Genomic DNA, 22,424 nt, shown 5'->3' with positions numbered 1-22,424 from the left:
ATGGAAATCGATATCAAAAGCGCACACGGATTAATTCCGGCTATAATTCAGGATTCAGAAACAAAAAATGTTCTGATGCTAGGTTATATGAATGAAGAATCGCTTCAGAAAACAATAGAAACACAGAAAGTGACATTCTTCAGCCGTTCCAAACAAAGACTTTGGACAAAAGGCGAGGAGAGCGGTAACTTTTTAAATTTAGTAAGTATTAAAAATGATTGCGATGGCGATACACTTTTAATTCAAGCAAAACCAGTCGGGCCAACTTGTCACACTGGTGCAGACACTTGCTGGCAAGAACCAAACGATGCAAATTATGGTTTTATTTCTCAGTTAGAAAATACAATCAAAACAAGAAGAGAAAATGCCGATTCTGAAAAAAGTTATGTTGCTTCTTTATTCGAAAAAGGAATCAATAAAATTGCTCAAAAAGTAGGTGAAGAAGCGGTAGAAGTGGTTATTGAAGCAAAAGATGATAACGATGATTTATTCCTTAGCGAAAGCGCTGATTTGCTTTTCCATTATTTGATTCTGCTTCAAGCAAAAGGCTTTCAATTGAATGATGTTATTGAGGTTTTGAAGAAACGTCAAAAATAAAAAAAAACTGTCATTTCGACGAAGGAGAAATCACACTAGAAATTCCGCAAAGAATATCTTCAATCATTGTCGATTAACTAGTGCGATTTCTCCTTTTGGTTAAAATGATAAAAAATATATTATTTTAGTATAAATAATATTTCTATGAAATTAGTTGTATGCTTGTTTTTGTTTTTGGTTCCGACTTTAAATTATGGCTTTAAAAAAAATGTCACGCGATATTCCATCGTAATTTCTAAAGCTGTTTTAATAGTTGACGGAACTATTTCTAAAGTGTTCCAAAATGATTATCAATTTACGATAAATGAGTTTGTAAAAGGAAAATCAAGTCCGAAAATTAATGTAACTATTTGGAAATAATGGATTTGCGATCCTAGAATTAAAGAATTAAAGGCAGGGCAGAGATTAATTTTGTTTTTAGAAAAATCACCAAATGGAAATTATTATCCAATTAATGATAGTACAGGTGAATTGTATGTAGATAATAACGCTTTTATAGATATATTCCTTCCAAAAGATTTCACAAATCCAACTGTTTTAAAAAAAGGTATTTCAATGTTTTTAGAAACATACAAATGCCATGGAAATTTAAGTGACAGATTTTATTCTAATATGTATTTTGTTAGAAATAAATCAATTTTTGAAATTTATAAAATGAAAATGGCTAATTCATCTTTCGCTCATTTAGTCGATGATGCCGAATATTATAAAGTAACAGAATTTCAGCAATTTCAATTCATTAAAAACTATTCTACAAACTCAAAAACAGCAAACTCAGCTGGCTGATGAAAGCCAAATTTTAAAGTCTTATAAGGTTGTAATGCAAGGTATTCAATCGTGTTACCGTAATCAATTCTAAAAGCATTTGCTTTCCATTTTGCGCCTGTTTTTGGCTTCTCAAAATGACCATTTTTAATTTTTTCAAGACTAGAAAATGGAATTTTAATTTCAACAGTATATCCTTCAGGATTTATTTTACTGACTGTTTCCATTCCTTTAATATCAAATTCTGTTGCAGTTTTCCATCCGCCGCATGCTGGCGAAATACATTTTAATAGTAAATCATAATTAGTCGAAAAAGCATTTACTCCAACTTCAATGTAGTTTTTTCCATCTCCGTCTGGATCTATGAAAATTTCTATTAAATCGTCAGTATAAAAAATCTGGGAATCTTTCTTTTGAGATGTTCCAATAATCTTAGAATCTGTACAATTATAAGCTATAAAGAAGTTTTCTTCATTCCACGAAAGTGAAATAAAAGTATTTTGCGTTGCTTTTTCTCCAGAATTATGAACCACAAACGGACCTAGAAAAGGTGTTTCCCAATCTGATAAACTTCCATCAACTACTATTTGTTTTTTAGTTTTATGAACTGGAATATTTTGGGAATTTGAACCGGCCGAAAATAGTACAATTATAAAAGGAACGATTGCTTTAAATCTCATATTGTGAATTCTACAGTTTAAAAGCACTAAAATAGAGAAGAATAATGAATTTGATGGCATTTTTTTTATTCTCAAAATGATAAAAATTCAAAATTATTGATCTGAATGTGTACATTTGTTGAAGATTAAGCGGGTTTAATTACCTTATTTATTACAAATTTATAAATAATGAAAAAATACTTCGGTGGCGCATTTATCGCCTTTTTAGTTGGTTTTACTGCAAATGCACAGGGACTTTTGAATAAGTCAGAAACTGTTTTTACTCATCAAGATACTTTGCGCGGCAGCATAACAAAAGAAAGAGCTTGGTGGGATTTGAAATATTATCATTTGGATGTGAAAGTAAAACCCTCTGATAAATTTATTTCAGGATCAAATACAGTTCGTTATACTGTTTTGCAAGAAAATAACAGAATGCAGATTGATTTGCAGCAGCCAATGAACATTACGAAAGTAACTCAAAATGGAAAAGAATTGAAGTTTGAAAGAGATGGAAATGCTTTTTTTATCACTTTAAACGAAAAACAAAAAGTTGGAGATACGAAAGAGATTGTAATTTCATACGAAGGAAAACCTAAAGAAGCTGTTAGAGCGCCTTGGGATGGAGGTTTTTCTTGGAAAAAAGATAAAAACGGCAAAGATTTTATTGCTACATCTTGTCAAGGTTTAGGAGCAAGCGTTTGGTGGCCTTGTAAAGATCATATGTATGATGAAGTGGAGAATATGCTTATTAGTGTAAATGTTCCTGGAGATCTGACAGAAGTTTCTAACGGAAGATTGAAAAGCGTAAAAAAGGAAAAAGACGGAACAAAAACTTTCAATTGGTATGTTTCGAATCCGATTAATAATTATGGTGTCAACATCAATATCGGGGATTATGTGAATTTCTCTGAAGTATTTAAAGGTGAAAAGGGCGATTTAGATTGTAATTATTATGTTTTGAGAGAGAATTTAGCTTTAGCAAAAGAGCATTTTAAGGATGCTCCAAAAATGCTAAAAGCTTTTGAGAACTGGTTTGGACCTTATCCGTTTTATGAGGATAGTTATAAATTAGTTGAAGTTCCGTATTTAGGAATGGAACATCAAAGTTCTGTGACTTATGGAAATCAATATAAAAAAGGATATTTAGGAAGAGATTTAAGCGGAACAGGCTGGGGATTGAAATTTGATTTTATCATTATTCACGAATCTGGACACGAATGGTTTGCGAACAATATTACCTACAAAGACATTGCAGATATGTGGATCCATGAGAGTTTTACCAATTATTCTGAAAGTCTTTTCCTTGAGTATTATTATGGTAAAGATGCTGGTGCAGAATATGTGATTGGCTGTAGAAATAATATTGAAAACGATAAACCGATTATTGGTCATTACGATGTAAACAATGAAGGTTCTGGTGATATGTATCCGAAGGGCGCTAATATGTTGCACACAATCCGCCAGATTGTTAATGATGATGCAAAATGGAAATCGATTTTAAGAGGTTTAAATAAGACTTTTTATCATCAAACGGTGACTTCAAAACAAATTGGGGATTATATTAACGAACAGTCTGGAGTTAATTTTAACAGAGTTTATGCCCAATATTTGACTACAATTAAAATTCCTGTTTTTGAATACATGTTTAAAAATGGAACATTAGGTTATCATTGGACAAATTGTGTTTCTAAGTTTGATATGCCTGTAAAAGTGAAAGTAAACGATGTTGAAACTTGGCTAAAACCAACTACAGACTGGCAATCTATTAAAACTGAAAATGAAGATAGAAAATTGGAAGTAGATAAAAATTTCTATGTTACAACTTCTAATATTGTGGAATAAGTTTTAAAGAAATTCCAATTAAAAAATCCCAAATTCCAAATTATTGGAGTTTGGGATTTTTTGTTTCCAAGATCCGACAGGTTTTTAAATTTACTGGAGTTGGTTTGCGTAAAGTTTGTCATTTCGACTGAAAGGAGAAATCACACTAGTATTTCTATACAGTGAATTCCGATCTTTGTAGAGTCTCGAGTGCGATTTCTCCCTTCGGTCGAAATGACAAAAATGGCGTTAAAAATTAATCTTAACGCCATTTTTATTGGAATTAGGTCCCGAACCCTCGGGATAAAAAATTGGAATTTTTATCTGTTATTCAATTTCGCTTTCTCCCTGATAATATCAGCAATTTTTCGGTTTTCTATTTTACTTTCTAACCATGAAATAATATCTAGATATAAGAAAGCTCTTTTTTCGTAAGTATTCTTTTCAAGTTCCACAAAACGGGCGTGCATTTTTTTGAATTCCTTTTTAATATCGGCAGGATAAAAATTATTTAAGTTTCGTAAGAATTTGATAATTTCTTTCTGAACCTCATGCAAGTCGTTCATTTTTAATAAGAACTTATAGGTGCTTTTTAAATGATTTTCTAAATAATAATCTTTTCCAAGTTCATAATGCGCAATCAAAGATAATAACCTCGCAAAGCACATTAAATCTTCACGCATGGTTAAGTTCTTGTTATTTATGATTTTATCTAAATAATTAATGCATTCATTGTATTTTTCATTTCCGAAATAAATGGAGGCAAACTTATAAAAGAATAACATTTCGTGATGTTCATCTAGATGTTCACTGTGAATTTTTAGTTTTTCTAGAATTTCTGGAATTAAATATTCGCTTTCTGCAAAAGTACCAGCCAATATGTGCAAATTTAACTTGTTGTTATAAACATAAAGAAATGATAAAGACGCAATATTATCGTTTGCTGGAAATTTTGGATCAGCGATTGTTTCTTCCAAAAGATTCAAGTATTTCTTGAAATTAGATTTATACTTTAACATATAAAGCGATTCTAAGAAATAATGATTTCCTTTTAAGAAAAAGACAGGATTTAAATAAATCATGTTCGGATTATCATAGAAAAGCTGAACCCATTTGTAAGCATATTTATAACTGGCCAAAAAGTCTTGAACCAAAAAGCTTCGCCATAGATTAGCATTATAAAACCAGTACTTTTCGCGAAAGCCAAATTTACTTTCGTCCAATTTTGCAATATGTCTGTTGAAATAATCGTCTATGTATTTGTATTCTTGATCATTTTTTACATAACCAGTTTTCAGCATTATTCCGTATAACTGTAGCGATAAATTGGATAATTTGCTTGAAATCGTATTTCTGTAATTCAATTCTTTTGCTTGAATTACCAATTCGTCGGCGCGACCTTGAATACTTCGGGTAATATATTGCGATTCGATTAGTTTTTCAAACTCAACAATTTCATACGCCATATATTTCTCATCATTTTCAAGCGCTTGCTGTTTGGTCTTGTCTAAAATCTTTAAACTTTGTTTGTATAAGCCTTTATTGTAAAGAATAACAGCAAAATCCATCTGTTCACGAAGCTGATAACGAATATTCTGGCTCGGAATATTCAATCGTATACTAACTAGAATTTGTTTGTATAAGTATGATTTTAAGTTAGATAGCTGTACCTTTTGGATTACACCACTTTTAAGAATGAGTTTTTCATCATAAACCTCAGATTTATCCAAAATATTGAATAATTCAATAAATTTTGTATTTGAACTGGTCTCTAATCGGCTTGCAAAAATTTTAAACTGTCTTTTTTCTGATTTCGAAAGTGATTTGATTAAAACAAATAAGAAATCTTTTTGATGGTTAGCCATTGTAAAAAATAATAATGTAACTTATTGATAATTAAGTTTTTAATAAGGTATAAATCGTTTTATGAACAGTATAATTTCATTAAAATGAATTTCGTACTGCGATAGTACAATATATATTTGTTATCAAGATGTGAAATTACATTAAATTAATGAATATGAATAGAGAGAAAGTTCAAATTTTTGACACCACTTTGCGAGATGGTGAACAAGTTCCAGGATGTAAGTTAGATACAAAGCAAAAATTAGTTATTGCAGAACGACTAGACAAAATGGGAGTTGACATTATCGAAGCAGGCTTTCCTGTGTCAAGTCCAGGCGATTTTTTATCGGTCTCTGAGATTTGTAAAATTGTAGAAAATGCAACGGTCTGCGGACTAACAAGAGCCGTTAAAAACGACATTGATGTTGCTGCAGCTGCCTTAAAGCATGCTAAGAAACCTAGAATCCATACTGGAATCGGAACTTCACAATCTCATATCCTCCACAAATTACAAACTACGCCTGAAGATATTATTGCAAGAGCAAAATATGCTGTAGCACACGCAAAATCATATGTAGAAGATGTAGAATTCTACGCAGAAGACGCCGGTAGAACAGACAATGCATTCTTAGCAAAAGTTTGTGAGGAAGTGATTAAATCTGGTGCTACTGTATTAAATATTCCTGATACAACAGGATATTGTCTTCCTGAAGAATACGGAGCAAAAATTAAATACCTAAAAGAAAACGTAAAAGGAATCGAAAATGTAATCCTTTCATGCCACTGTCATAACGATTTAGGAATGGCAACTGCAAATTCAATCGCAGGAGCTATAAATGGTGCAAGACAAATTGAGTGTACTATTAATGGTATTGGTGAAAGAGCTGGAAATACTGCACTTGAAGAAGTGGTGATGATTTTCAAGCAGCATCCTTACTTAAATTTAGATACAAATATTAATACTAGAGAATTAAACGAAATGAGTCGTTTGGTTTCTGAAAGTATGGGAATGATTGTACAGCCAAATAAAGCTATTGTTGGAGCAAATGCTTTCGCACACAGTTCTGGAATTCACCAAGATGGTGTAATTAAAAACAGAGCAACTTACGAAATTATGGATCCACTAGACGTTGGAGTTAATGAGTCTTCAATTATTTTAACAGCAAGAAGCGGAAGAGCAGCTTTGGCTTATAGAGCTAAAAAAGTAGGTTACGAATTGACAAAAGTACAATTGGATATCGTTTATGTTGAATTCTTGAAATTCGCAGATATCAAAAAAGAGGTTTTAGACGCAGATATTCATCAAATTATTGAAGCTTCTAAAATAGAAGGAGATTTGATCAGAAGTTAGTTTTTAAAAGATAATAGAGCAAGAAGAAAGATAAAAATCTTTTAACACATAGAAACATAGGTTTTTAAATGTATAAAAGGAATACCAAAAGAAACTAGTTTCTCACACATAGCTATGTTTGTTCATGCAAGTGAAACGCCTTTTGTAGATTGCTAAAATCTATGATTCTATGTGTTAAGAAATAGTTGCAATCTAGAGTAAAAGAAAAAATAAGGATTTAAATACATAAAGAACGAGGCATTATGAATTTGAAAATAGCAGTTTTACCAGGAGATGGAATTGGGCCTGAAGTAATTTTACAAGCTAAGAAAGCTTTGTATGCCATTGGCGAAGTGTACAATCACGAATTTGTTTTTGAAGAAGCCCTTATGGGAGCGGTTGCTATCGATAAAACAGGAAGTCCTTTACCGGAGCAAACGCTCAATCTGTGCTTAAATACAGATGCAGTTTTGCTCGGTGCAATCGGAGATCCGAAATATGATAACAATCCAAATGCAAAAGTTCGTCCTGAGCAAGGATTACTGAAACTGCGAAAAGAATTAGGATTATTTGCTAATATTCGTCCTATAAAACCTTATAAAGCCTTGATCGAAGCTTCTCCTTTAAAAAGAGAAATTATTGAAGGAGCTGATTTTACCATTTTTAGAGAATTAACAGGTGGAGCTTATTTTGGAGCTAAAACACTTAATGAAGAAGGAACACATGCTTCGGATTTATGTGAATATTCAGAAGAAGAAATTACTAGAATTACACATCTAGCTTTCCAATCGGCACAAAAACGACGCAAAAAGCTAACAATGGTTGATAAAGCAAATGTTTTGGAAACTTCAAGATTGTGGAGAAAAGTAGTTCAGAAAGTGAGCGAAAATTATCCAGATGTTAAACTTGATTTCTTATTTGTGGATAATGCCGCAATGCAGTTAATTCTGAATCCGAAACAATTTGATGTCATTTTGACTGAGAACTTATTCGGAGATATTTTATCTGATGAAGCAAGTGTAATTACAGGATCAATTGGTTTATTGCCATCAGTATCTTTAGGAGAAAAAAATGCCTTGTTTGAGCCAATTCATGGATCATATCCGCAGGCAAAAGGAAAAAATATTGCCAATCCGATTGCTTCGATTTTAGCAGCGGCGCTTTTGTTAGAACATTTTGGGTTAACTAAAGAGGCTAATGTGATTTATAAAGCAGTAGAAAAAGCAATAGAATACAAAGTGGTTACGGTTGATTTGAAACCAGATTCTAAATTCGGTACAAACGAAGTAGGAGAGTTTGTTTCAAATTTTATCTTCAGTAAAGATGATTTACTGTATTTTAATAATGATAATGTTAGTATTGGGCAATCAACAATTGTTTAATATTTTCTGTTAAAAAGTGAAGATAATCACAAGAAGTATTTGAAATGTTGAGATTTTATTTTTTTAGTTTCTAAAGTTTTTATACTTTTGTAACACTAAAAAAATAAGCGATGCAAATCTCAATTATTATTACTTCTGTCGTTGTTGTCAATGTGATTCACACATTTGCATCGGGAATGTTATAAATATAATTGAAAAACTATATTACAAACCTTCCAAATACTGGAAGGTTTTTTTTTGAATAGAAATTAAAATAAATAAAAACAATAATGGAATTAAATAAGTACAGCAAGACCATCACCCAAGATCAAACACAGCCTGCAGCGCAAGCCATGTTGTACGGAATTGGTTTAACTGAAGAAGATTTAAAGAAAGCACAAGTTGGTATTGTCAGCATGGGTTACGATGGTAACACTTGTAACATGCACTTGAACGATTTAGCAAAAGATGTTAAAAAAGGTGTTTGGGATGCAGATCTTGTCGGACTTATTTTTAATACCATTGGTGTCAGTGACGGAATTTCAAACGGAACTGAAGGAATGCGTTATTCATTAGTTTCTCGTGATGTAATCGCAGATTCTATCGAAACAGTTGCTGGAGCACAATGGTACGATAGTATCATCGCAATTCCTGGCTGTGATAAAAATATGCCTGGAGCGTTAATCGCAATGGGAAGATTAAACCGTCCATCTCTTATGGTTTATGGAGGTTCTATCCATTCTGGTAAATGGAAAGGAGAGTCATTAAATATTGTTTCTGCTTTCGAGGCTTTAGGAAAAAAAGTAAAAGGAGAAATCACTCCAGAAGATTTTAAAGGTGTTATTCAAAATGCTTGTCCAGGTGCTGGTGCTTGCGGAGGTATGTATACGGCAAACACAATGTCTTCTGCAATCGAAGCATTGGGAATGAGTTTACCATATAGTTCATCAAACCCTGCTTTAAGTCAGGAAAAGAGAGATGAATGCCTTGCTGCTGGAGCTGCTATCAAAATTTTATTAGAAAAAGATATTAAGCCAAGAGATATTATGACTCGTAAGGCTTTCGAAAATGCTATTACAATTGTAGCTGTTTTAGGAGGTTCTACAAATGCGGTTATGCACTTAATTGCGATGGCACATTCTGTTGGTATCAAAATTACATTGGATGATTTTCAGGCAATTAATGATAGAACTCCGGTTCTTGCCGATATGAAACCAAGTGGTAAATATATGATGGAAGATGTTCACGAAGTTGGAGGTATTCCTGCAGTAATGAAATATTTATTAAAAGTAGGTCTTATTCACGGGGATTGTTTAACTGTAACAGGAAAAACGGTAGCTGAAAATTTAGCTTCTACTCCAGATTTACAAGATGGACAGGAAGTAATTCATGAAATTCAAAAAGCATTAAAACCAACAGGAAATATTCAGGTTTTATACGGAAATCTAGCTTCTGAAGGTGCTGTAGCAAAAATCAGCGGTAAAGAAGGAGAATATTTTGAAGGACCAGCTGTCGTATTTGAAGGTGAATTTGAAGTAATACCAGGTCTTCAGGCCGGAAAAATTAAACCAGGTAATGTAGTCGTCATCAGAGGTTGTGGACCAAAAGGTGGTCCGGGAATGCCTGAAATGCTAAAACCTACATCAGCCATTATTGGAGCTGGGTTAGGAAGCACCTGTGCACTGATTACAGATGGTAGATTCTCCGGAGGTTCACACGGTTTCGTGGTAGGACACGTTACACCAGAAGCATATGATGGTGGAGGTATTGCACTCGTAAAAGATGGAGATATAATCGCTATCGATGCCGTAAAAAATACAATCGACCTGAAGATATCTGACGAAGAATTTGCAGCTAGAAAAGCGGCTTGGGTTCAGCCGGCTTTAAAAGTTGACAGAGGGGTTTTACTTAAATACGCTAGATCGGTGTCAAGCGCTTCTACAGGTTGCGTTACCGATAATTAATTTTACAATAACAATTTCAAAAATCAATGACAATATCAATAAAAATAACAAAAATCAATTGCAATAAAAAGTAGAAATATTAAAGATCAATTTAAAATTTATCATTGAAATTGATTTTTGACATTGCCAGTGAATTTTGATTTTTGACATTGCTATTGAAATTGAAAAAACAATATACTATGAGAATATCAGGGGCAGAAGCCGTTATAAGATGTTTGTTAGAAGAAGGAGTAGATTTGGTTTATGGTTATCCAGGTGGAGCAATCATGCCGGTTTACGACGAGTTATATAAATTTCAAGATCAGTTACACCACGTTTTAGTACGTCACGAACAAGGTGCAACACATGCAGCTCAAGGTTATGCGAGAGCTACAGGAAAAGTAGGAGTGGCAATTGCTACTTCTGGACCAGGAGCAACTAATTTGGTTACAGGAATCGCTGATGCTCAGATCGATTCAACTCCAATGGTTTGTATTACTGGACAAGTTGGAAGACATTTATTAGGTTCTGATGCATTTCAGGAAACGGATATTATTGGAATTTCAACTCCAGTAACAAAATGGAATTTTCAGGTAACTGAAGCTTCTCAAATTCCAGAAATTATTGCAAAAGCATTTTACATTGCTCGTTCTGGACGTCCAGGACCTGTATTGATTGATATTACTAAAAACGCTCAGTTTGATGAGTTTGATTTTAGTTATGAAAAATGTACAGGAATTAGAAGTTATGTTCCAGTTCCGAAATTAAATTTAGATAAAGTTGCTGAAGCGGCAGCTTTGATCAATAATGCAAAAAAACCTTTAATCGTTTTTGGACAAGGTATTATACTTGGAAAAGCAGAAGAAGAATTTAAAGCCGTAATTGAAAAATCTGGAATTCCGTCTGCATGGACAATTTTAGGGCTTTCAGCTTTACCGACAGATCATCCGTTAAATGTTGGAATGCTAGGAATGCACGGAAATTATGCGCCTAATTTATTAACAAACGAATGTGATGTTTTAATTGCGTTCGGAATGCGTTTTGACGACCGTGTTACGGGTAATTTAAAAACATATGCAAAACAGGCAAAAGTAATTCACTTTGAAATTGATCCTGCAGAAGTAGATAAAAACGTTAAGACTGAAGTAGCTGTTTTAGGAGATGTAAAAGAATCTTTAGTTGCTTTATTGCCATTATTAGATGCAAAATCGCACGATTTATGGCTTAACGAATTTAAAGCTTTAAGAGAAGTTGAATTCAATTCTGTAATCAAAGAAGAATTAAATCCAACAAACGGCAAAGGAATTTCGATGGGAGAAACTATCGAAATGATCAATAAACATTCAAACGGAGATGCCATTATCGTTTCAGATGTTGGACAACACCAAATGTTTGCTTGTCGTTATGCTAAGTTTAATTCAACCAAAAGTAATATCACTTCTGGAGGTTTAGGAACAATGGGATTTGCACTTCCAGCAGCAATTGGAGCAAAAATGGGTAAACCAGAACGCGAAGTTGTAGCGATTATTGGTGATGGTGGTTTCCAAATGACAATTCAGGAATTGGGTACTATTTTCCAAACTCAAGTTCCGGTTAAGATTGTTATTTTAAATAATGAATTTTTAGGAATGGTACGTCAATGGCAGGAATTGTTTTTTGACAACCGATATGCATCAACAAAAATGATTAATCCAAATTTTGTTGCCATTGCAGAAGGATACCATATTAAATCTAAAAAAGTAACAAGTCGCGATGATTTAGACGGAGCAGTTGCAGAAATGCTTGCTTCTAAAGAATCTTACTTCTTAGAAGTCATGGTGGAAAAGGAAAATAACGTTTTTCCAATGATTCCAACAGGAGCGTGTGTTTCAGAAATTAGATTAAGCTAGGAAAAAAGTTTCAGGTTTCAAGTTTCAAGTTTCACGTTCTCAGCAGAACCTGAAACATGAATCTTGAAACAAATAAAACTAAAAAAACAAATGGAAGATAAAACATTTACCATATCGGTATACTCAGAAAATAACGTGGGATTGTTGAATAGAATATCTGGAATATTCTTAAAGCGTCACATTAACATATTAAGTCTAAATGTTTCAGAATCAGAAATAGAAAATGTTTCAAGATTTATCATTGTAGTAAATACTACAGAGAAATGGGTTCAGAATATTGTAGGACAAATAGAGAAACAAATCGAAGTTATAAAAGCATTTTATCACACAGATGAAGAAACGATCTTCTTAGAAAATGCTCTATTTAAAATTGCTTCAAGTTTGTTGTTTGACGAGAAACAAATTCAGAATATCATCAAAGAAAGCCAGTCTACTATTGTAACGGTTTCTCGTGATTTCTTTGTGATTTCAAAATCAGGAAGACGTTCTGAAATTGAGGAATTATACGAAAAATTCAAACCATACGGAATTATGCAGTTTGTACGTTCAGGAAGAATTTCAGTTTCAAAACAAAAAATGGAGATTTCTGCTTTGTTGGAAACCTTTAAATAATAAAAAATCTTAGTTATATATCAATTATAAAATTTCATTTCATTAAATATTAAAACAAAAATGGCAAATTATTTCAATACATTACCACTTAGATTACAATTAGAACAATTAGGAGTTTGCGAGTTTATGGAGCAATCAGAATTTGCAGACGGAATTGCAGCATTAGCTGGAAAAAAAGTTGTAATTGTTGGTTGTGGAGCACAAGGTTTGAATCAAGGATTAAACATGAGAGATTCTGGTTTAGATATTTCTTATGCATTACGTGCAGATGCAATTGCTGAAAAAAGAGCTTCTTTTAAAAATGCTTCTGAAAATGGTTTCAAAGTAGGAACTTACGAAGAATTGATTCCAACTGCAGACTTAGTTTGTAACCTTACACCAGATAAACAACATACAGCTGTGGTAACTGCTATTATGCCATTAATGAAAAAAGATTCTACTTTGGCTTATTCTCACGGATTTAACATTGTAGAAGAAGGAATGCAGATTCGTAAAGACATCACTGTAATTATGTGTGCGCCTAAATGTCCAGGTTCTGAGGTTCGTGAAGAATATAAAAGAGGATTTGGAGTTCCAACTCTTATTGCGGTTCATCCAGAAAATGATCCAAACGGTTTAGGTTTAGATCAAGCAAAAGCTTATGCTGTAGCAACTGGAGGACACAGAGCTGGAGTTTTAAGATCATCTTTCGTAGCTGAAGTAAAATCAGATTTAATGGGTGAGCAAACTATCCTTTGCGGATTATTGCAAACTGGATCTATTTTATGTTTTGATAAAATGGTTGAAAAAGGAATCGATGCTGCTTATGCTTCAAAATTAATTCAGTTTGGATGGGAAACTATCACTGAAGCTTTGAAACATGGAGGTATCACCAATATGATGGATCGTCTTTCAAATCCTGCAAAAATCGAAGCTTACGAATTAGCAGAAGAATTAAAAGACATTATGCGTCCTTTATTCCAAAAACACCAAGACGATATCATTTCTGGAGAATTCTCAAGAACGATGATGGCTGACTGGGCTAATGATGATGTTAACTTGTTGAAATGGAGAGCTGCAACTGGAGAAACAAACTTTGAAAAAACAGCTCCACAAGATGCTCCAATCTCAGAGCAAGAATATTTTGATAACGGAGTATTAATGATTGCAATGGTAAAAGCTGGTGTTGAATTGGCTTTCGAAACAATGACAGAAGCTGGTATCATCGAAGAATCTGCTTACTACGAGTCACTACACGAATTACCATTGATTGCAAACACAATCGCAAGAAAGAAATTGTTCGAAATGAACCGTGTAATTTCTGATACGGCTGAGTACGGATGTTATTTATTTGATCATGCTTGTAAGCCATTATTGACTGAATTCATGAAAAAAGTTGACACAAACATTATCGGAAAACCATTTTCAACTTCAAACGGAGTAGATAATGCGGTATTAATTGCTGTAAACAAAGAAATTCGCCAGCATCCTATCGAAGAAGTAGGAGCTTGGTTAAGAGAATCTATGACAGCAATGAAGAAAATTGGATAATTAAAAAAAAATGGGAAGTCTCGCAGAATTCGATTTTGCGGGATTTGCACTGTATCGATTATTTATAATATTTTGAATTAGTAAGCACTTATTAAGATTAATAGATATAGCTGCATATTGCATTCACTTAACTTCTTTAATTAGTAAGTTAAGTGAAGCTAATCCCTTATAATGGGGTGTATTTTTAAAATATACTTGTTGAAATTTCTATTGTAATTAATAATGATGCTGCTATTTCAAAAGAATGAAAAGCATTTGTAAAGCAGTTTTACAAAATTAATTGTTATTGAAATTTGTTAAATTAAAAAAGGCATAATATCTATTTATTATGCCTTTTTTTTCTTTTAACTTGTTTTAAAAACTAAAGATTTAAAACAAATGCAAATAATTATCATATTTTATTAAGGAAATGTTTTTTTTTGATAAAATTTATGAATTAAATTATTTTAAGAATACGTTCAGATTTAATACATTTATAAAAAAATTCAACAAAAGATGAGCTATTACAAAATTGAAAATTTAGAACAATATTTCAAACATTACAATAAGTCAATAAGAGAGCCAAGAAAATTTTGGGGAAAAATAGCTGAGGAAAATTTCACATGGTACCAGCAATGGGAAAAAGTAGTTGATTTTAATATGGCAGAGGCTGAAGTAAAATGGTTTACAGAAGCTAAAGTTAACATTACCAAAAATTGTATTGATAGACATTTAAGCAAAAGAGGAGATAAAACGGCAATTATTTTTGAACCGAATGATCCTTCTGAAGAAGCTTTACATATAACGTATAATGAATTATACGAAAGAGTCTCAAAAATGGCAAACGTTCTTCGTGAACAAGGAGTTCGTAAAGGAGACAGAGTTTGTATTTATTTACCAATGATTCCAGAATTAGCCGTTTCAGTTTTAGCTTGTGCTAGAATCGGAGCGATACATTCTGTTATTTTTGCTGGTTTTTCTGCATCAGCGGTTTCAGCTAGAATTAATGACTGCGAATGTAAAATGGTCATTACTTCTGACGGAGGTTATAGAGGAAACAAAACAATTGATTTAAAAGGAATTGTTGATGAAGCTCTTGAAACTTGTCCATCTGTAACAAAAGTATTAGTTGCTAAAAGAACTAATACTGATGTAAAAATGAAAGAAGGTCGCGATATTTGGTTACAGCCACTTTTAGATGTTGCTTTAGATAATAGTGTGGCAGAAATTATGGATGCTGAAGATCCTTTATTTATTTTATATACTTCAGGATCAACAGGAAAACCAAAAGGTATGGTTCATACTACTGCTGGTTACATGGTTTACACGGCTTACACTTTTAAAAATGTATTTAGTTACGAAGAAAATGATATTTTCTGGTGTACAGCAGATATTGGATGGATTACAGGGCACTCTTATATTTTATACGGACCATTATTAAATGGGGCTACAACTGTAATTTTTGAAGGAGTTCCTTCTTATCCTGATTTTAGCCGTTTCTGGGATATTATCGAAAAACATAAAATCACTCAATTCTATACTGCGCCAACAGCAATTCGTTCGTTAGCAAAAGAAAGTTTAGATTACATTCAAAAATATCCTTTGAAATCTCTTAAAGTTATTGGATCTGTTGGAGAGCCAATCAACGAAGAAGCTTGGCACTGGTTTAATGACCACGTAGGAGATAAGAGATGTCCGGTTGTAGATACTTGGTGGCAAACAGAAACTGGAGGAATCATGATTTCGCCAATTGCTTTTGTAACGCCAACAAAACCAACTTACGCGACATTGCCATTACCAGGAATCCAGCCAGTTTTGATGGATGAAAAACGTAATGAAATTGAAGGAAATCAAGTAGTTGGAAGTTTGTGTATTAAATTTCCATGGCCTGGAATTGCTAGAACCATTTGGGGTAATCACGATCGTTATAAAGAAACTTATTTCTCTGCTTTCCCTGGAAAATATTTTACAGGAGACGGCGCTTTAAGAGATGAAGTTGGTTACTACAGAATCACAGGTAGAGTAGATGATGTTGTAATTGTTTCTGGCCATAATTTAGGAACAGCTCCAATTGAAGATGCAATCAACGAACATCCAGCTGTGGCAGAATCTGCAATTGTTGGTTTCCCACATGACATTAAAGGAAATGCTTTATATGGTTTCGTTATTCTGAAAGAAACTGGAGAAGTTAGAAATAAAGAAAACTTGACAAAAGAAATTAATCAATATATTGCAGATCACATTGGACCGATTGCAAAATTAGATAAAATTCAGTTTGTGTCTGGTTTGCCAAAAACGCGTTCAGGAAAAATTATGCGTAGAATTTTACGTAAAATTGCAGAAGGAGATTTTTCTAATTTTGGTGATACTTCAACTTTATTAAATCCAGAAGTTGTAGAACAAATTATGACAGAAAGAATTTCTTAAGTAAAAATAATATAAGTCAATAAAAAATGCCTCTTAGTTTTAAGAGGCATTTTTTATTTTACAATGAAATAGATTTCGGCTTCGCTCAATTTGACAATGGTATGTTATATCTACTTTGTCATTTCAAGGAACGAGATATCACACTCGATTTAGTTTATTTAATTCCCAATCGAGATTTTAATTTAAGAAATAAAAGTCCGATTCTGTAAGCATCTTCAGAAGAAGAATTTCTATCACTTTTAGGAATCTTGTAAATTTCACATAAATCGTCTAATGAAAATTGTTTGTCATTTATATCCGTCAGTTTTCTATACATCATATCTACGTCTAAGGCCTCATTTTTCAATCGGCCGCAATCTAAACGTTCCAAAGCTGCATTTAACATTTCGACATCAAAATTAATATGGTGTCCAACTAAAATGGAATTGCCAATAAAATTAACCAAAGCTTCGAGCGCATCAGGTTCCGGCATTTTCATCATTTTGCTTTCAATGATAAATTCATTTGAAAGTCCGTTATCTTGCAAATACTTGTATTGCAGTAAAACTGTTTCAAAATTTTCTTTAATAACAATACTGTCATCAATTACAGAAAATGCTCCAAGAGACAAAATAACATCTTTATCGGGATTAAGCCCAGAAGTTTCGGTAGATATAACTACAAACTTATTAGGTTTACTCTCGAATTTAGTTAAATAGTTTTTCCAGAATTCTGGATAGTCTTTGTTAATGTTTTTTAACCAGTCTAGCATATTTTATGAGAATTGTGTCAATTGAAATTTACTCTTAATTAGTTCCTCAAGGTCTTTCATTGGGGCTAAAGCATTTTTTAATTTCTCTTTGTCAGTTTTTGACATTTCTCTTAAATTAATATATTGGCCAGAGTCGTCATTTTTTAATCCTTCAACAGTTCTAAATTTTGAAAGTGTTAAGAAGGCTTCCGCGCAGCTTAAATATATTTCGGCATTTTTAGAATCTGTTATTGCTAACTGCTTGAATCTTAAATAGGTGTTTTGAATTCCTTTTATGTTGGCATTTAATATCAGTAAACGAGCTCCATCAATTAATGGCATTAAGGCACGAGTTTTAATATCGAATTTATCTTTATGTGGTCCTTCTTCTTCAACAATAAATTTCTTGAAAAAGCTTAAAGGAGAATTTCTCTTTAAGGCGTCATTTCCTAAGAAATCAAAAAACAATGTATTGTTTACTGCATTCTTGAAGATTACGTTTTCAATCGCTTCTTCAATCTTTGCTTCGCCAAAAACAATTTCATAATCAAAGAAAATACTGCTCAAATCATTACTGTTTTCACCTGGAGTATTCATCCAGCTATTGTATTGTTTTGTCCAGTCACTCAATGATTTACACCAAAGCATATTGCTTCCCATATGACCATTCGGACAATATTCATAACCTACTTTTTCTAAGATAGAAGTTGTTCTTTTTGCTAATCTTAAAAAGTAATCTTTTACTTCGCGATATTTCTCAGGAGTTACATCTTCAAAAATTAAAATACTATCCTGATCCGTTAATAAAAGCTGTTCTTTACGCCCTTGACTTCCAATGCTTAACCATGCAAATCGTGCAGGAGGGGAGCCTAAATCTAAAATTGAAAGCTCAACAGCTCGTTTTATTATTGCCAGATTAATTTCGCTTGCAATATTACTGACATGTGAAATCGGAATGTTCTTTTGAATTGAATTTTGTATCAAATCTGATAAACGATCACGAATCTGTTTTAAATCTTTTGGAAGCTGAGATCTTTTAATTTCCTTAATTAATACACCAGGATTACTAGCTTGAGCCACAATAAGATCGTGCTCAGAAATAATTCCTTTTACTACAGATTTGCTTGTACCATCTTTGGTAACACACAAGTGAGTTACATTATGCTTTAGCATCAGTAATTGTGCTTCAGCCAGAGATACATTTTCTATAACCGTTACTACTGGCGAAGACATGATTTTGTCAATAGTTTCAGTGATAGGATAGCGTCCAGTTGCAATCTTTGAAGATAAATCAGCATTGGTTACAATACCAATTGGGTGATTCTTTTCGCAAATTACAATATTATCGACCATAGAATCTGTCATTAAAATAGCAACATCTTTAATAATCGAACTTGCTTCAGTTGTTAAAGGTGAATTATTATAATTTAAAGACTGAATATATTGCATTTCTGTCTGCTGATCTAAAAAGTCAGTGTCAGAAAGCAATTTACCATTAGAATTCATACTGTCTTTAGTATGGCGAGAATTTACAGCAAAACTCTCCAAAAGAAAGTTCAATACATCAGAATTATTTGCTACAAAAGGTCTGAATACAGCAATTGGAATAGCATAAATTATGCTTTCTTCACGTGCTTTTGCCGTCATCATATAATTATTTTTAGCAAAAAATGGGCGTAGACCAAAAATATCGCCCTCATGACATTTGTTCAAAATCGTTTCTTCGGCGTCTGCAATCGTTGTAAGATTAATTACACCAGAAGCTACAACATAAAAACTATCATGAAGCGGATCATTATTTTGGAATAATACTGCGTGTTTTTCTAAATTGATGACACGGATATTTGTAGCAATATCTGATAATTCCTGAAAAGTCAAATTATCAAATGGTTTGTATTCTTTCAAAAAATCTGCAATATGCTCAGCAACTGTATTCATATATGTGATAATTTATTTTTAAAGTATCGAATGTAAAAATACTAAAATAAAGTCTTACAATGAAAGTATCTTTGGTAGAATCTAATTATTTTAAAGAAATGTTAAGAATTAGTGATAATAAGGCGTTAAAAGGTTTTTTTTGATTTAAAAAAGCTGAAATCTATAATGAAGTTTTGTCAGATAATTGCAGATTCTTAAATCTCATAAAATCAAATTTATTTAGTTTTAGCTGAATTATGAGATTCTGGTAAATTGGATATTTTAGTATTTATCTAAAATTAGCGGTATAAATTGTTGTGCAATTAGTTAAAAGTGGATTCCTGAGAATCGCATAAAATAAATTTTCCTTATCATAATCCGAAATATTGAATTCTCGTGAAGTTCGTTTTATGTTCTTTTAATGCCAGAAGAAAGGATAAGGCAGTTTAACACGAATCTAAGTTTAATGGTTTTGTATACGAAAAGCATAATTTTCTATTTTACATAATATAAATTATAGTTCAAATGGGAATAACTCCCAAAATGGCGTTATTCATATAATTTATTTAAAATGATTTCTTTCGGCACTAAATCTGCGCCACCACGCTTAGAGAATTGTAATGCTCCATCATTAGCCATTAAAACAGCGCTTGAAGAAATTCCGTCTTTATCTTTAAGTTTAATTTGAGCTTTATCGCCAAGCGGATAAACATATCCAGAAATTTCTAAAATTCCAGAATTTAATTCTTTATGATCGCTAGTTATTTCTGCAGTTCCAAAAATCGCAGAATTTGACTGCGCTATGGTAATCGTAAAAATATATTCTTTTTTACAGTCTTTGCATTTTTCATTACTCCAAGTTCCAGAGAATCGATTCTGTGAGAATGATTTTGAAGCAATTAATAATATGATCAAAAGAAATTTTTTCATTGTAGAATTTTTATTTAAAATTTAAATCAAATATAAACTAAAAAAGCACCATAAAATTATGATGCTTTTCTAAATTAGAGATAAATTATAATTTTTTCAAATAAACTGATTTTCCATTCAACGAGACATCAATTTGATTTGTTTTTTCATTAAATGTAGTTCGCAAAGCATTTCCATTAAAAATGGTAACGTCACCGTATATGTGACCGGCTTCAGTTGACACATAATCAAAAACTACCTTTTTATTACCAGGTTCAATTCCTAGTTTGTAACTTGAAAATTTTGTTCCTCTTAGATCAAAGTCCTGTTGTGTATCGATTACTTTTCCGTCTGCATAGAAATTGGTTACAGACTTGCTTAAAGTAATATCAGGATAATACTGATTTACTTTTTTAAGGAGTTCGTACTGCTCTACACTTGCATCTTCTTGTTTAGACGTGATGGTTTGAGCAAAAGAAAGTGATGTAAATAGAATTGTTAATAGTAATAGATACTTTTTCATATTTTTTTAAATTAAAGATTAATAAACAGTTACACCAAAATTTCATGGTAATAACTTTAATTTATTGTTATAAACTTATTCAAGTTATATAACAAGGTATGAAATCTTTACCTTTGCACGAAATTAAAAGCGTTTTTTTAAGAAAATGACAACAAAAAAATATATTAAGCTTATCCTTATTTTGGGTTCGCTAACCGCATTAGGTCCTTTTTCTATTGATATGTATTTACCTGGTTTCTCTGGAATTGCAAAAGATTTACATACTTCTGTAGCAAAAGTATCTATGAGTTTATCCAGTTATTTTATCGGAATTTCAGCAGGACAATTACTTTATGGACCATTATTAGATCGTTTCGGACGAAAAAAACCTCTATTTATTGGACTTTTAGTCTATATTTTAGCTTCGTTAGGATGTATTTATGTTTCGGATATTGATGCTTTTATATTCCTTCGTTTCATTCAGGCAGTTGGAAGTTGTGCCGCAACAGTTGCGTCTGTTGCAATGGTTCGTGATTTGTTTCCTGTAAAAGATATACCAAAAGTATTTTCTCTTTTAATGCTTGTTGTTGGACTTTCGCCAATGCTGGCGCCAACAATTGGCGGTTATGTTACGGAAGATTTAGGCTGGCATGCGGTATTCTTTATATTAATGTGTATGGGAATCGTTATTTTGATTGCGTCACAAATTGGACTTCCAAATACATATAAACCAGATACTTCTATTTCTTTAAAACCAAAACCAATCATAACTAATTTTTTATTGGTTTTAAAAGAGCCTCAATTTTATACCTATGCTTTTACTGGAGCAATCGCATTTTCTGGATTGTTTTCTTATGTTGCGGCTTCTCCTCTAGTTTTTATGGATATTTATAAAGTAGACGCCAAGACTTATGGATGGATTTTTGCCTTGATGTCTGTAAGTTTTATTGGATCAAGCCAATTGAATTCTATGTTATTAAAAAGATTTTCAAGCGAACAAATGATTTTTGGAGCTTTGATTTCACAATCTGTCATTAGTATTGTGTTTTTAGTTTTAGCTTTGAATGACCTTTTAGGATTGTACCAGACAATTGGAATGTTATTCTTGTTTTTAGCTTGTTTGGGAATTTCAAATCCAAATACAGCTGGATTAACATTGGCTCCATTTGCTAAAAATACAGGAAGCGCATCTGCCTTAATGGGTGCTATTCAATTAGGATTAGGAGCTTTAGCTTCATTTGCAATCGGTGTCTTTGTTAAAGATTCTGTTGCTCCAATGGTTGCAATAATGACAACAACTACCATTACTGCTTTTGTTATTTTGAATATTGGAAAAAGATTTATAAAAAATAAAGTAGAATTATCCGATAGCGATGATGTTATGATTGGTCATTAAGAAATTAAAAATTCCAATACTGAAACTCCAAATTCCAAAATTTCAGAAATCCATTTAAGTTTTATAGAAAGAAAAAAGCCAAAATCTGAACTGCCCCCAAAAAGTTAGACACTATTTGGGGGCATTTTTATGGAAAGAAAAATCAAGTACAATTATGAGTTTAAACTTCTGTGCGTAAATGAAGTTTTAAATAGACATCGTTCAGTTAA

18 protein-coding genes are annotated in these 22,424 nt (G+C 32.3%); 12 read left to right on the top strand and 6 right to left on the bottom strand.

Annotation, left to right across the window (positions count from 1 at the left end; genetic code table 11):
* The 3 genes from hisIE to LL966_RS17840 all read left to right on the top strand — a co-directional run bounded on the left by hisIE (position 1) and on the right by LL966_RS17840 (position 1,383).
* On the top strand, positions 1 to 597 hold the full coding sequence (gene hisIE / locus LL966_RS17850) for a bifunctional phosphoribosyl-AMP cyclohydrolase/phosphoribosyl-ATP diphosphatase HisIE (RefSeq protein WP_229355106.1): 597 nt from the start codon (positions 1 to 3) through the stop codon (positions 595 to 597).
* Between the two features lie 144 nt (positions 598 to 741).
* Positions 742 to 957 (top strand): hypothetical protein, encoded by a 216-nt coding sequence (locus LL966_RS17845; RefSeq protein ID WP_229355104.1) that lies wholly within the window; start codon positions 742 to 744, stop codon positions 955 to 957.
* A gap of 51 nt (positions 958 to 1,008) precedes the next feature.
* Positions 1,009 to 1,383, top strand: coding sequence for a hypothetical protein (locus tag LL966_RS17840; RefSeq protein ID WP_229355102.1), 375 nt, complete (start codon positions 1,009 to 1,011; stop codon positions 1,381 to 1,383).
* Here LL966_RS17840 and LL966_RS17835 read toward each other — a convergent pair.
* On the bottom strand, positions 1,344 to 2,102 hold the full coding sequence (locus tag LL966_RS17835; RefSeq protein WP_229355101.1) for a carbohydrate-binding family 9-like protein: 759 nt from the start codon (positions 2,100 to 2,102) through the stop codon (positions 1,344 to 1,346). The two genes, LL966_RS17840 and LL966_RS17835, sit on opposite strands and share 40 nt — an antisense overlap.
* A gap of 108 nt (positions 2,103 to 2,210) precedes the next feature.
* Here LL966_RS17835 and LL966_RS17830 point away from each other — a divergent pair, with 108 nt between their 5' ends.
* A complete protein-coding gene (locus tag LL966_RS17830) occupies positions 2,211 to 3,866 on the top strand; it encodes a M1 family metallopeptidase (RefSeq protein ID WP_229355099.1) in 1,656 nt (551 codons plus the stop codon).
* Between the two features lie 299 nt (positions 3,867 to 4,165).
* Here LL966_RS17830 and LL966_RS17825 read toward each other — a convergent pair whose 3' ends face one another.
* Positions 4,166 to 5,710: a hypothetical protein gene (locus tag LL966_RS17825; protein ID WP_229355097.1), complete on the bottom strand. Its 1,545-nt coding sequence runs from the start codon at positions 5,708 to 5,710 to the stop codon at positions 4,166 to 4,168.
* Positions 5,711 to 5,865: 155 nt separating this feature from the next.
* On the opposite strand from LL966_RS17825, the gene LL966_RS17820 reads away from it, so the two are divergent.
* The 7 genes from LL966_RS17820 (at position 5,866) to acs (ending at position 16,761) form a co-directional block, all read left to right on the top strand.
* Positions 5,866 to 7,041, top strand: a complete 1,176-nt coding sequence (locus LL966_RS17820; RefSeq protein WP_229355095.1) for a 2-isopropylmalate synthase — start codon at positions 5,866 to 5,868, stop codon at positions 7,039 to 7,041.
* Between the two features lie 242 nt (positions 7,042 to 7,283).
* On the top strand, positions 7,284 to 8,402 hold the full coding sequence (leuB, locus tag LL966_RS17815) for a 3-isopropylmalate dehydrogenase (protein WP_229355093.1): 1,119 nt from the start codon (positions 7,284 to 7,286) through the stop codon (positions 8,400 to 8,402).
* Between the two features lie 269 nt (positions 8,403 to 8,671).
* The gene (gene ilvD, locus LL966_RS17810; RefSeq protein ID WP_229355091.1) at positions 8,672 to 10,345 is read left to right on the top strand and encodes a dihydroxy-acid dehydratase; all 1,674 of its coding nucleotides are present in this window, start codon (positions 8,672 to 8,674) and stop codon (positions 10,343 to 10,345) included.
* 179 nt (positions 10,346 to 10,524) lie between these two features.
* A complete protein-coding gene (ilvB, locus tag LL966_RS17805; RefSeq protein ID WP_229355089.1) occupies positions 10,525 to 12,213 on the top strand; it encodes a biosynthetic-type acetolactate synthase large subunit in 1,689 nt (562 codons plus the stop codon).
* Positions 12,214 to 12,303: 90 nt separating this feature from the next.
* Positions 12,304 to 12,825: an acetolactate synthase small subunit gene (ilvN, locus tag LL966_RS17800; RefSeq protein WP_144212769.1), complete on the top strand. Its 522-nt coding sequence runs from the start codon at positions 12,304 to 12,306 to the stop codon at positions 12,823 to 12,825.
* A 60-nt stretch (positions 12,826 to 12,885) separates the two neighbouring features.
* Positions 12,886 to 14,355 carry a ketol-acid reductoisomerase gene (ilvC, locus tag LL966_RS17795; protein WP_229355087.1) on the top strand — a complete coding sequence of 490 codons (1,470 nt, stop codon included), beginning with the start codon at positions 12,886 to 12,888 and terminating at the stop codon, positions 14,353 to 14,355.
* Between the two features lie 495 nt (positions 14,356 to 14,850).
* Positions 14,851 to 16,761, top strand: coding sequence for an acetate--CoA ligase (gene acs, locus LL966_RS17790; RefSeq protein WP_229355086.1), 1,911 nt, complete (start codon positions 14,851 to 14,853; stop codon positions 16,759 to 16,761).
* Positions 16,762 to 16,915: 154 nt separating this feature from the next.
* Here the strand turns inward: acs and LL966_RS17785 are convergent, their stop codons facing one another.
* The 4 genes from LL966_RS17785 to LL966_RS17770 all read right to left on the bottom strand — a co-directional run bounded on the left by LL966_RS17785 (position 16,916) and on the right by LL966_RS17770 (position 20,840).
* Entirely contained in the window at positions 16,916 to 17,512 is a 597-nt protein-coding gene (locus LL966_RS17785) for a 3'-5' exonuclease (protein ID WP_229355085.1), read from the bottom strand.
* A gap of 3 nt (positions 17,513 to 17,515) precedes the next feature.
* Positions 17,516 to 19,429, bottom strand: coding sequence for a DUF294 nucleotidyltransferase-like domain-containing protein (locus LL966_RS17780; protein WP_229355084.1), 1,914 nt, complete (start codon positions 19,427 to 19,429; stop codon positions 17,516 to 17,518).
* Between the two features lie 528 nt (positions 19,430 to 19,957).
* Positions 19,958 to 20,338 carry a hypothetical protein gene (locus LL966_RS17775; protein WP_229355083.1) on the bottom strand — a complete coding sequence of 127 codons (381 nt, stop codon included), beginning with the start codon at positions 20,336 to 20,338 and terminating at the stop codon, positions 19,958 to 19,960.
* An 85-nt stretch (positions 20,339 to 20,423) separates the two neighbouring features.
* Positions 20,424 to 20,840, bottom strand: coding sequence for a hypothetical protein (locus tag LL966_RS17770; RefSeq protein WP_229355082.1), 417 nt, complete (start codon positions 20,838 to 20,840; stop codon positions 20,424 to 20,426).
* Between the two features lie 145 nt (positions 20,841 to 20,985).
* Between LL966_RS17770 and LL966_RS17765 the strand changes: the two genes are divergently transcribed.
* A complete protein-coding gene (locus tag LL966_RS17765; protein WP_229355081.1) occupies positions 20,986 to 22,215 on the top strand; it encodes a multidrug effflux MFS transporter in 1,230 nt (409 codons plus the stop codon).
* Positions 22,216 to 22,424: the final 209 nt, after the last annotated feature.

The organism is Flavobacterium chungbukense, from assembly GCF_020805785.1.
GTDB classification, from domain to species: domain Bacteria; phylum Bacteroidota; class Bacteroidia; order Flavobacteriales; family Flavobacteriaceae; genus Flavobacterium; species Flavobacterium chungbukense.
This window is presented reverse-complemented; position numbering and strand designations above follow the sequence as displayed.